The organism is Pedobacter sp. PACM 27299 (genome assembly GCF_001412655.1).
Lineage (GTDB): Bacteria > Bacteroidota > Bacteroidia > Sphingobacteriales > Sphingobacteriaceae > Pedobacter.
Genome location: NZ_CP012996.1, coordinates 2,422,951 through 2,435,126, shown reverse-complemented (window position 1 = coordinate 2,435,126; position 12,176 = coordinate 2,422,951). Strand labels below are relative to the sequence as shown.

Here is a 12,176-nt window from a genome sequence, read left to right as displayed (position 1 = left end):
ATTATTCCATCTGCTCATCTATTCTGCGCAATACTTCTTCGCTCATAGGCATATCGAATTTCCTGGCAAAAAACATATTTGAATCTTTCATCAATGTTAAATCTTCCATCTCTAAAATTCTTGGATTTGCTTTTCCCTCCGGAAAATGAATATAACGCAAATTATCATTGATCATCTGCTCTTTGAATGGAGAATTGAGTAAAATGGTTGGAATCACAAATTCATCAGTTCCCCAGCAAAATTTCAAGAACTTATCAAGCTTGCTTTCATGATCGAAAAAATTAGATAAGTAATTGGCAGATTCATGATTTAATGTCCACCAACTAGCCTTCCGACCTCCATATAGTTTCAGCGCCATAGGGAATTTCCTGATCGGCAGCACTTTATTCATCATTCGCTCCAAAAAATAACTCCCAAAGAAATTAAAGTCGGTGAGGTGATAGTGCTGATATCGTTGGATAGCCATTTTCCACCATCCAGATTCTTCTGATTCATAAAAAATAAAAGAATTTTTCTGATGTGCTAAAAGAAAGTCATAGAATTCCTGATTTCTCCTTATTGGGTAATCCTGAGCACTCATTAAGTTATAGAAACCATAGCTGATTTCGTTCGCCTGTGTTTCTTTTAAGGAGTTTAACATCGCTTTTAGCGTGCTATGACCTCCCCAATTACACACCACTCTGTTTTTTATAAAGTACACTCCTTTGATCTCTTTTAAGAACAAAAAGCTTTCTATGTCGATTTTTTATCAATGTGGATGTAAAAATCGAAATTCTCATGCTGCATTTTCCTAATTAAACGCTCCAGCTGCAGTGGGTTTTTATGTGCAATTATAATATTAGCTATGCGCATCACCAATTAAATTAAATACATATGACCATTAAATAAAGGCTCCATTACTTTATCATTAATTAAAATTTGAAGGGAATTTTTAGTTTCCCCGGCCCTCCATACATTACATAGCATTTTAGGTGCTATGGCCATCACAAACTTACGTTCATTAAACTAACATTAAGCGTCTGATTTATAGTCAAATTACAAGCCATAATTACAATTTACCATTTTTCAGCTGCTGATAAGCAAATTCACAGGCCCTTGCAGTGAGTGCCATATAAGTTAAAGAAGGATTTTGACAGCTTGAGGAAGTCATTGCGCTCCCATCCGTTATAAAAACATTTTTTGCATTATGCATCTGATTGAATTTATTCAACACTGAAGTCCTGGGATCATGTCCCATACGTGCAGTTCCCATCTCATGGACAGTGCTTCCGCCAGACTTTTTATAATTGAACATCTCCACATCTTTAAATCCTGCACCCTCCAGCATTTCTGCAGAGGTTTGCTGTATGTCAATCATCATCTTATTTTCATTCTCAGCAAATGAAAAATCGATTTTAACCAAAGGCAGTCCCCATTTATCCTTTTGAATTTTGTCTAGTGTAATTTGATTCTCAAAATAGGGCAAACACTCTCCCCAGCCCGCCATCCAGACTGTCCAATCGCCAGGTGTAGTGAGTTGTTTTTTAAAATCCTTTCCAAATCCATTTAAATTATAGGAAAGATCCTGCCACTCCATTCTTTCTCCATGACCCTGAATATTATACCCCCTCTTAAAGTTAAGATTTTCACCATCTTTAAGGTTTCTATAACGTGGAATTAAGAATCCACAAGGTCTTCGTCCTTTATAATAATAATCTTTAAACTGATCATGAACCCCATAAGCACCTGCGGAAGAGTGGTGATCCATTAAATTATGACCTACCTGCTCACTATCGTTCCCAAAACCATTAGGAAAACGGGAAGATACCGAGTTCAACAATAGGCTTGCTGTAGCGATAGTGGAGGCATTGATAAAAAGTATTTTAGAATAAAACTCATAAACTTCATTACTGAGTGTATCAATTACTCTTACTCCTTTTGCCATTTGACGCTGTTCATCGTACAGAATTTCCGTTACAATGGAGAAAGGCCTCAATGTTAAATTACCAGTAGCCACCGCCGCGGGAATGGTAGAACTATTGCTGCTAAAATAGCCACCAAAAGGACAACCGCGTTCACACAAATTCCGATTCTGACAAGGACCTCTATGGTCCCATCCCCGGGTTAAATTAGCAACTCTTGCGATGGTTAATAAACGATTATGTTCATTTTTTTTTATGGAATCTCCAAGGTGTTTTTCGATATAATTCAATTCCATTGCTGGTAAAAACTCACCATCCGGCAAATGGGCTAAATTTTCTTTCTGTCCGCTTACGCCAATAAAAGATTCCACATAACTATACCATGGTGCCAGATCCTTGTATCTGATTGGCCAGTCTACTGCAATGCCATCCTTAAGATTAGCCTCAAAATCAAGGTCACTCATGCGATAACATTGTCTGCCCCAAACCAATGACCGACCTCCTACCTGGTACCCTCTTACCCAGTCAAAAGGCTGTTCCTGTATATAAGGATGTTCAGCATCACTCACAAAAAAATGTTTTGTCGAAGGGTTATAAGTATTACTTTGAACCGGATCAGCTTCTCTGTCCTTCAAAGTATTGTTAAGTCCATATTTAAAATCCCAGGGATTAAGATTTGCCGTAGGGTAATCTACGATATGCTCCACATTCCTTCCTCTTTCCAGCAGTAAGGTTTTAAACCCTTTTTTACAAAGCTCCATTGCTGCCCATCCACCACTTATTCCGGAACCAATGACGATCGCATCATAAGTATTCAATTCCTTTGTTTTGTTGCTGTTATACATAGCTATTTTGTCGCCCAGGATTTTTGATTTGGTTTTAGTTTAATACAGGCTTCGAAATTACCCGGAATATAGTCATACGCTAAGCCCTGCGTCGCGCCTGGCTTTGACATACAATATCCTTCTATCGTTAAATCTTTCAGTGTGATGAAAAATGATTCTCCAAAAATTTTCTTATTTATCCTATTTAAGATCCGGTAGGAAAATCCGGAATGGTTGGCAATATATTCAAAGACAGTTTGCTTTTCCTGATCAGAGCAATTCAAAAATGATTTTCCATAATTACGCATGGAATGCGACTCCACAAGCTCCAGACCTGAACAAAACTTATTTTGTTTTTTAATGTCCATACAATTTATCAAAACCTTAATAATATAGTCTGCAACATTCGCCGACTTTGCTCCTGGGGTATCTGTTTCAGGAATAATGATCTCAGACAGTTCCGCAACCAGATCCTTCTTGCTCCACAATAAAACCGGATCGACCTGACGTGTCAGTTCCTTCCATTTAAAGATAGAAAACGATGCCCCCCCCAGGGCTCCAAGCACCAAAATGCGCTTAAAATAACTCCTTCTGTTCACTAAGTTCTAACTAAAATTAATCATTCATATCCAGCATACGGCACTAAAGATTTAAAAACTGGCAATGGATCGTATTGAAAAGAACACTATTTAAAAAACAATTTAATTTTCTCCAACATATTATTAATTTTCTTCAAATACCTTGTTGTTTCTCCGATAGGCTGGAAGTCACTAAACTTTGTTTTATTCAGGTAGTAGAAAAACTCCTCTTTATAATTATAAGCATAGGTTTTATAAATGGGCTTACGGTGGAAATAATGAATTAAACTAGGCTTCGGATCCGTACACACAGAAAAGCGATTCCATTTTCCATCTATCTCATGCCAGTTTCCAATTAGTGCAATATTCAAACCATATTGATCTCCTAAACCTGCATATTTTTTATTGTTATTGATGGCATCAAATGTCTTCTGTGTGATATCAAGCGCTCTCCATTTGTCAATATTGATCAGCTGCATGCCCGCATTAAAATATTTCTGAGTTGGATCTAAGCCCAATTCACTATAGTTTTCGATCCCTTCAGCAATGGTTTTTACATCCGGACCATCATTGACAGCTCCGATAACTTTGTCACCGATATCGATTTTCCATAAATTGCTGATGTCGTCCAGCATAATCATATCTACATCCAGGAAGATAATTCGATTGACCTCTTTAGGAATAAAATACGGAATCAGTAGTCTGATATAGGTATTTAATGGGTAGGTATTATTAACCAATGGCAAAGTCACATCTTCAGGAATAATTTCCTCCATTTTTAACCAGATGATATTCATCTTGTCCAAGGTCAATGAAGCCATTAACTTTTGCTTACTCAACTTGGATATCTGGTCATCCACTAAATAAACATCAATCAACTCCTCAGTCTGATGGTTCATTTCGATGGATTTCAAAAGTGCGGCTAATAGCACCACATAATGGTTATCACAAGCTAATATTATAGAGATTTTCTTACTCATTATTATGATTTATATATATTATGATATTTGAAACAAAATACCATTAACCTCGGGTTAAAAATGTACGATTAACTTGTTTTAAAAATACAACTATTTCTTTATAGCCAATCACAAAAATACCCCAAAAACTAAATTTAGCATATCTATAGAGCGGATAATAGGTCATGATGATCGCGATTAAGGTTGGAAATACAGAAGCAATAGCAATAGTATAGATGGAATGATAGATCGACATCCCAATAAAAACGGTGACTACATTCACAATCAGCATAACGATAATTTTATAAAAGTTCACTTTAGGCTGGTGGATCACGTCCAATGCCAATGCAAAGAAACGATCTGCCGGATAGAGCAATGCAATTACCATAAACATCCGGAAGAGGTTTGGCGCCTGATTGTTGACGTATTCTTTTCCTGCAATTAAGCTAATGATGGGTTCTGCAAAAATGAGGGCAAATACCACTATCGGAACTAAAGCGATCGTGATCATCCCAATTAATTTTTTAAGGGTATACATCATCTCTTCTTTCTCATTTCTATTGTAATGCAGGGAAAGAATCGGCATTCCACTTGCAGCAAAACTAGAAAGAGGGATTTCAATAAGCTGAATCAGCTTTCCACCAAGGTTATACATCGCCAGTGCGGCTGGACCGATGAAAAAATTGATGATAAAAGTATTGGTTACACCAAAAAGATTGGATCCAATATTGGTACCCATACTATACTTTCCAAAATGAAACAATTCAAGAACAGTTGGACGATCTGCATGGACTACCGATCTGATCATTGTCCACTTTAAGAATAGTACAAGGACACCAGAAAACAAGAAGGAAAAGCAGTAACCTGCAAGGACCGAATTCAGACTTAATTTTCCAAGTAAGGCGAGTATGAAGACGATCAAAGTAAAACTGCCCTGCGTCATGATTCTAAGCCAGAGTAAACGATCAAAACGTTTATCTGCCTGGACCACACAATTGGCCATAAATGAAGGTAGTGTAATGACAGAAATCAGAGAGAAATACCTGAGAAACACCGCTAAACCCTCATTACTCACATGATCCGCAATAAAAAATGCCGGAATGTTCAGCAAAACCAACAGCAAAGTAATTGAGAGTCCGATTACCCATGAGGATCCAGCAACTACCTCCGCTCTTTCCTTTTCCGTTCCACTATAAAACTTGACAAAAGTAATGGTTAAGAATCCTGCTCTTAAGGTATCAATCAGGCCTATTGCAGCCAGAAAAAAGATATAAACACCAAGATCGTTCACTGAAAGTCCCCGGTAAAGAATTGCCAGGGTAATCATCCCAAAACCCGCCATCACTGCATTTCCGAGCAAAGATTGAAAATGCATATTTTTGAATATGGAGAGCAGTTTTTTTAAGAATCCGAGCATGTACAACAGGTTATCAACTATGAAATGAGCAAATGATAACGAAAGATATAAAAATTATCATTCTTAAGGAGAACAAATACTTAAATGCATATTAAACCTATATAACGACAATACTCTTTCAAAAGATCATCCTCCCCCCATTGGCAATAAACAGACCAAACAGGAACAGCAAATGTGTAAAAAAAAATCTCCTTAACCAATAGGAGGATTAAGGAGATTTCTTTTGGTCCATGAAGGAGCAAAATGCTGATGTTATTTATTCAACCGCGCCAATTGATGGTCTGGATAAAGACCTTGGAGTATTATAAATATCAAAATTAATTGCCGGAGTGGAAGAAATTTGCAGATTTTGACCAGTTAAGGGTGCTCCTGCATTTTTTGCAGCTGAATTGCCACTCAGCATTAATTTGCTGTCATCTGCGATTCCTGCTTCTGAATAACTGTTAAAATATTTATTATTAAAAGCATTCGGCGGCGTAGGTCCCATATCATTGAAAATGAAATTGGTGTTATTTTGCCCCACTAGAGTAAACTTATACCCTAAATTATTAAAAATATCGGTCTTACCGCCTTGCAAACCATAAAGATCCAGTATTTCAGCTGGGAACCCTTCTTTAGGTATTAAATTCCCACAAGTGTTATTGAATACTTTAGCATTTGAATAAGTAGTTTTTCCAGGTAACATGTTATACGGAAAAGCCTGCAATTCGAAAGCGCTGTACATTCTGGAATTAATGACAATATTATTAAAGATTAAGATCTCCTTAGGCGTAGTCCCTATGCTGTAAGCCCAGGCCCTGATTGCATTTCCCTGGTGGTTTCTAATTTGATTATTATAGAATTTACCATTACCCTGAACATAGAATATTCCATTGTGGTTATTGTTATTCTGATTGATGTCCTGGATACTGTTGTGATGAATATCATAGTCTTCCGCGTTTTCAAGGGATATGACACTACCTACATCTTTTGAATTCTTAAAATTCAGGTAGGCAATCTCTACATTTTTGATTAATCCGACGATCCTGCCATTCTCCACCACACCTCTGAATCTAATCAATGTTCCCATATTTTCGCCATCAATATAAAGGAATTTCAAATTCTGCGAATAAGAATTTTCTGAGCCATCGTAACTTTTTTGAGAATCGTACTGAATCGCATTATAAGTATTGACATTCTTGAAAGAAGCATATCTTAATGTAAAATCGTTGATGTCATTTTTAAGCTGAATAAAAGTGCCGCCATCTGTTTTATCTCTAAAAACAAAGCCTTTATCTATTCCAGGAGTCCCATCACCAGAAATCGTTACGTTTTTAAGGTTTGACAAGGTCATTTGTTTATTCCCTGCTAATTCTACCAAACCACTATTTAAAATAAACACCGTTGCATTCAGAACACTAATATTTGAGATTTGAATATCATTATAAGAACCTCCTTTAATTTTAATAACCGTGTTCCCGGTGATGGCCAATGTTTTTCCATCGATTGATAGGTTTCCAGAACCAGTTCCCACTTCAATTATCCTTGAATTGCCAGGGATAACTACAGAGTCTTTTGGAGGCGTTGGAATAGTTGGAATTTCAGTTTCTGGCTTATTAATGTCAGTGCCTATATCCGGGTTCTTTTTACATGCACACAAAACAACCAATGCACATAATGCTAAATTCATTTTTAAGGCGTTTACCATAAATTAAAAATTACTTTTACTATTGCTAATGGGAGCAATTGTAACAAATAATCTACATATAAAAGCACGTGCTTGTCCCGTTACCAAATTAGGTTTTTTTGAAAAAACCGCCAAAACGACTAATTGGGGAATATTTTCCTCGTTTTTCATCATTTTAGGAGTAAGAAAATAAAAACCTTTGTGACTTTTTCATGACAAACAAGTCTTTAAAATATTGAAATCTTCCACAAATCAGTAACCCACAGGTTAAATTATTTACAAAAAGATAATATTGAGGAATATACTCCACAACATTAAATGATTATATAAAATCGTTGATAGTTACATCAAACTGCAGAAAAAAAATAATGCCAAAGCATTTACTTCGCAAATTCATCTCCATCTATGGCTCAATAAATTAGCAAATTCGCGCAATAAAAGGGATATAAAAATGAATTTAATATCATCCAAATAAAAATTTAGTCCTTGCTAAGAAAGCTTTAAACAATCCGCCCTGTTCTATTAACCTTCGATCTGATGTCCAGACCAGCGCAAGATTGGCGGTGACCTTATGAAGTTTTCCAAACTTACTTCTTAATTTCAGTGCCAGATAACCATCTTCATTGGTATCAGGTGGATGATGATAACCATCTACCTGCAGCCCTTGCTTTTTTCGATATCCTGAACTGCAGCCATATACATACATCGCTTCGTCATTACTTCTTCGTTTTATAGCTTTGAAAAAGTCTCCGGCAGTCTCGTACAAAAAATAAGGGAATCTATTGGCAGGACCATCCGACACAAAAGCAAAACGTCCATACGTACAAGCTACAGTCGCATCTTTTAACGGTAAGGACAGTAAATCTACCCAATATGGACTATAAAATGAATCTGCATCGGCATTCAGGATGATTTTCCCTTTTGCTGCCTGCAACCCAGAGTTCCTCGCATGAGTCACTCCCTGCTGTTTTTCTATTAGCCAGCTGGCACCACTAAGCTCAATCAACTCTTGTGTACGGTCTGTAGAATTATTATTCACGACCAGTATTTCTACCTTTTGACTGGTAACGGTTTTGGACAGCGACCATAATGTTTTTAAAATAGAAGCCTCCTCATTATATGCGGGAATACTTACAGTTACATCTGCCTGATCTGAATGAAGACGTTTAATTCCTTCTCGGATTTCATCAATATGATCCAGGAACCATTGCCCATCGTATTGCTGTGTTTCCAGGTATGCCGGAATTTTCAAGGGTCTGATTGGCATATACTTTTTATCCTTTTGGTAATTGATTAAATGTATTATAAAGTGCCAGCAGTTGTGTTGCTGCAGCTTTCCATGTAAACTCTGCCGCTCTTTTCAGTCCTTTTTCTTTCAACTGAACTGCTAATTCTGAATCATTCAGGATCTTGATCATTTGATCTTTTATCTGATGATAATCCAATGGATCAACAAATAAGGCTGCATCAGCTGCTACTTCAGGCATAGAAGAAGTATTCGCAGTAATTACAGGGACGCCACAAGCCATCGCTTCTAATAGTGGAAGACCAAAGCTCTCCCTCAATGAAGGGTACAGGAAAAGCCTGCTGATATTATACAATAAAGGCATTTCTTCTGAGGCAATGTATCCTGGAAATAAGAAATCTTTTTCCAAATGCTGCTGACCTAGCTTTGCCAGCAATTCAAACACCAGATTTTTATCGTAATCAAGAATCACCATTGGTAAGCCATCAGGAACCTCTGCCTTATATGCTGCATAAGCTTTAATGACATTAACCGTATTCTTTTTAGGAGCTGTATTGCCTAGAAAAAGTATAAAATCCAATGGCAGTTGATGTGCTTCTCTAAATTCTGTCAATCGTTCAGGTGTATAATTGGTATTGAACTTCGGACTCACCGCATTATAAATGACCTTCACCTTTTGCTCAGGCAAATTGAGTTTATTTAAAATCACATTTCTTTCAAAGTTTGAAACCGTAATGATCAACTTACTCTTGTCTACTATCTTTGGAACCACAAACCTTCGATATAGATTACCGAAATTCTGATAAGCAGTACCCTTAAAATCAGTTTTTTCCAGGTAGATGATATCATGTAAAGTGAGCATCATTGGAACAGGCAGGCGCAATGCGGAAGTATTGCAGGTAGAATGTAGAAAATCCAAATTATCTTTTTTCACCTCCGCAGGAAGCGTAAACTGTTCCCAGGTGAAATAAGAACTCGCTGGAAGTGATTTTATCTTAAAATTAGCGGTTTCTGATAAACATTTCTCGTCCACATCCTTCCTTGCATAAAGAATATACTCGTTATGCTGATCAATTTTCTGAATTTCGCGAATGAGTTCCAGTGCAACCACTTCCATTCCATGCTTCTTTTCTCTGAAAATACGCTGTACTTCTATACCTATTCGGAGTTTATCTTTCATTAGTGTTCAATTAATAGCAGCAGTTTACTTATTTATTTTTTCTTCGTAATAATGTTCTGTGGCTACAGATATTTCATTTGCTTTTCGCACTTTCAACAAGGCAAGTATCTGAAAGTAAATAAATTTTGGAGCATTCTTTAGCGAATGATAAATCTTATCATCGGCTTTGAAGTGCCGCAGTGCCTTAAATACAAAGGTAAAAAAGGTGAGCGCAGCAAGGACCCAATAAATTGCAAATAAAGGCATCACAAACAAATCCGTTAAGAAGAAAATGAAGGAAACCATCAGCAGCATAAATAGCGGGGGTCTCAACAACAGCACACTAAATAGAAATTGATTCCAATTTAAGCTGGAAATTGATTTCAATAGCAGTTTAGCTCCCAGATAAAGGTATTTAAACCAAGTATTTATCCACCTGGAGCGCTGGTTCACCAGCTGATCTGTTTTTGCCGTTTTCTCATCGTATACAATTGCCTGTTCTGCAAAGGCGATTTTATCTCCCCTATTTAAAATCTCATACTGCAGGATTTTATCAAAACCAGCACCTGAAATTTCAAGGTGCTCGAGACAGGAACGATAAAGTGACAAGGTAAATGCCATTCCAGATCCTGACAATGCAGCGGAAGATCCAGCTTCAAACATTAACTTGCGATCTACCAAACGGTAATAAATATCACCGGCTTCATCTAAGCAAGCATAGGTTGAATCTAAGTTTTTAGCTGCACGCACACCTTGGACCGCTTGATATCCCTGATCAAAAACTGCATTTAAGGCGTTGAAATAATTTGGATGAACCAGGTTATCACTATCTATAATCGTTAGCCGTTCGTGATCACGCCTAAAATTATGAATGGCATAAAAATGTGATTTCGTATTGGAGGCCAATACCTCTGCCGGCCTTAACACCACTACTCTTGGATCTTCAAAGCGCAATTCACTGACGTCACAATTATCGGCCACTATATAAATGATATAGTTCGAATAATCAGATTTAAGGATAGAATCGACCACAAGAGGAATTAAATTGACTTGCTGATACGCAGTCACAATTACCGCATAATCAGCAGGCACAGGCTGAGCTGAAGGCTGGGCATGCTTTCTGAATTTGCCTGCTATGGACAAAATCAAAGGCATAAAAAAGTGCAGTCCAAATAAGACCTGTAACAATACGAGAAGAAAATACAATAGGTTCATGTATGCAGGTTTTATTTTTTATTAATAGTCATTTCAATTGCCGCATACATTTTAAGAATGCAATTTTCCCAACTATGGCTGGCGGCAAAAGACTTCCGATTTTCCTGTAGTGTTAAAGAATCCTCAGTCAATGCTTTTTCTATACAGCTCACATAATCTTCTTTAGATTGTGCAAGATAAACATGTTCTTTAAAGATCTCCATCGCACGCGTTTCCGTGGCTACCGTTGGTTTACCCATCGCCAGGTATTCATCTACCTTACGAGGATAATTTCCAATAGTTACCTGGTTTACCAATTGCGGATTGATGCATACATCAAAATACTGCATATATAAAGGTAAAGATTCCATTGGTTTGATCCCTGTAAATACCACATTGGACAGCTGATGCAGCCCACTGTTTTTAAATTCATCATCTTCTGGGCCAACCAATACAATCGTCCAGTCTTTTCGCTGATTGGCAAGGTGTGTAATCAACTCGATGTCTAGCCTGATACTCTGCAAGGCACCTACATAACCAATAATTGGGGTATGGATGTCTCTCAATTCCATTGGTTTCTCCGCATTCACATCATCTTTGAAAATCTCCAGATCACATCCCTGACCAATGTCATAAGAATTCTCATTATACTGTTTGCAATAGTCTGCAAGATAAACAGAATTTGCCATGCAAATATCATTACTGGCAATTAGCAGAGGCTCTAAACGCTCCCCGTGTCTTTTCCAATAATCAACTGCCAGCATATAATCTCTGGAGTAATAAATACTCAAATAGGGATTCAGCAGTGTATTCAAATAAAATCCTTTAAAGATCTCATTGTCATTAAACAATAGATAATCCTTAAAATCGAGTCCTTTAATGCCTTTAACAATCGCATCGGCAAATTTGACATTGTTCCGTTTATTCAGAAAATTAAAAACTTTTTCATTTTTAATCCAATTGATAGACTCTACCAGACAATCCGGGTAGAGGTTCCATAAATTTTCCTGAATCTTTACCAAGCCAGACTGCTTACCTTTAATCACAGCAATACGCTGCTGAACTTTTGGATCTGCACGATTCTTAAAAAGTGTAATTCTATCCAGAGGAGAATTCACATAAAGAACCCTGTTACTTTTGGAAAGCTCAAGTGCAATATTCTTACAATTACTACCTATATCGGTATCCCATGCCTGTTGGCCTATAATGATGATATCTCTACTGATCATTTG

10 protein-coding genes are annotated in these 12,176 nt (G+C 37.1%); all 10 read right to left on the bottom strand.

Features of this window, described 5'->3' with window-relative positions; all coding sequences use genetic code 11:
- Position 1: 1 nt before the first annotated feature.
- The 10 genes from AQ505_RS10180 to AQ505_RS10135 all read right to left on the bottom strand — a co-directional run bounded on the left by AQ505_RS10180 (position 2) and on the right by AQ505_RS10135 (position 12,173).
- A complete protein-coding gene (locus AQ505_RS10180) occupies positions 2-676 on the bottom strand; it encodes a beta-1,6-N-acetylglucosaminyltransferase (protein WP_231635102.1) in 675 nt (224 codons plus the stop codon).
- A gap of 372 nt (positions 677-1,048) precedes the next feature.
- A complete protein-coding gene (locus tag AQ505_RS10175) occupies positions 1,049-2,746 on the bottom strand; it encodes a GMC oxidoreductase (RefSeq protein ID WP_062548079.1) in 1,698 nt (565 codons plus the stop codon).
- A 2-nt stretch (positions 2,747-2,748) separates the two neighbouring features.
- Entirely contained in the window at positions 2,749-3,324 is a 576-nt protein-coding gene (locus tag AQ505_RS10170; protein WP_062548078.1) for a gluconate 2-dehydrogenase subunit 3 family protein, read from the bottom strand.
- A gap of 86 nt (positions 3,325-3,410) precedes the next feature.
- Positions 3,411-4,283: a glycosyltransferase family 8 protein gene (locus AQ505_RS10165; protein WP_062548077.1), complete on the bottom strand. Its 873-nt coding sequence runs from the start codon at positions 4,281-4,283 to the stop codon at positions 3,411-3,413.
- Between the two features lie 43 nt (positions 4,284-4,326).
- Positions 4,327-5,679, bottom strand: a complete 1,353-nt coding sequence (locus tag AQ505_RS10160; protein WP_062548076.1) for a lipopolysaccharide biosynthesis protein — start codon at positions 5,677-5,679, stop codon at positions 4,327-4,329.
- 256 nt (positions 5,680-5,935) lie between these two features.
- Positions 5,936-7,348, bottom strand: a complete 1,413-nt coding sequence (locus AQ505_RS10155) for a hypothetical protein (protein WP_157262291.1) — start codon at positions 7,346-7,348, stop codon at positions 5,936-5,938.
- Positions 7,349-7,808: 460 nt separating this feature from the next.
- Positions 7,809-8,612, bottom strand: a complete 804-nt coding sequence (locus AQ505_RS10150) for a glycosyltransferase family 2 protein (RefSeq protein ID WP_062548074.1) — start codon at positions 8,610-8,612, stop codon at positions 7,809-7,811.
- A gap of 7 nt (positions 8,613-8,619) precedes the next feature.
- A complete protein-coding gene (locus AQ505_RS10145) occupies positions 8,620-9,771 on the bottom strand; it encodes a glycosyltransferase family 4 protein (RefSeq protein WP_062548073.1) in 1,152 nt (383 codons plus the stop codon).
- A gap of 24 nt (positions 9,772-9,795) precedes the next feature.
- Entirely contained in the window at positions 9,796-10,965 is a 1,170-nt protein-coding gene (locus tag AQ505_RS10140) for a glycosyltransferase family 2 protein (protein WP_062548072.1), read from the bottom strand.
- Between the two features lie 11 nt (positions 10,966-10,976).
- Complete coding sequence (locus AQ505_RS10135; RefSeq protein WP_062548071.1) at positions 10,977-12,173, bottom strand: glycosyltransferase; 1,197 nt, start codon at positions 12,171-12,173, stop codon at positions 10,977-10,979.
- Positions 12,174-12,176: the final 3 nt, after the last annotated feature.

What these genes read in the sequence shown, in the direction of transcription:
- AQ505_RS10175 (WP_062548079.1), bottom strand. Translation starts at nt 2,746, where the DNA reads ATGTATAACAGCAACAAAACAAAGGAATTGAATACTTATGATGCGATC.
- AQ505_RS10155 (WP_157262291.1), bottom strand. Translation starts at nt 7,348, where the DNA reads ATGAATTTAGCATTATGTGCATTGGTTGTTTTGTGTGCATGTAAAAAG.
- AQ505_RS10160 (WP_062548076.1), bottom strand. Translation starts at nt 5,679, where the DNA reads ATGCTCGGATTCTTAAAAAAACTGCTCTCCATATTCAAAAATATGCAT.
- AQ505_RS10135 (WP_062548071.1), bottom strand. Translation starts at nt 12,173, where the DNA reads ATGATCAGTAGAGATATCATCATTATAGGCCAACAGGCATGGGATACC.
- AQ505_RS10140 (WP_062548072.1), bottom strand. Translation starts at nt 10,965, where the DNA reads ATGAACCTATTGTATTTTCTTCTCGTATTGTTACAGGTCTTATTTGGA.
- AQ505_RS10150 (WP_062548074.1), bottom strand. Translation starts at nt 8,612, where the DNA reads ATGCCAATCAGACCCTTGAAAATTCCGGCATACCTGGAAACACAGCAA.
- AQ505_RS10165 (WP_062548077.1), bottom strand. Translation starts at nt 4,283, where the DNA reads ATGAGTAAGAAAATCTCTATAATATTAGCTTGTGATAACCATTATGTG.
- AQ505_RS10145 (WP_062548073.1), bottom strand. Translation starts at nt 9,771, where the DNA reads ATGAAAGATAAACTCCGAATAGGTATAGAAGTACAGCGTATTTTCAGA.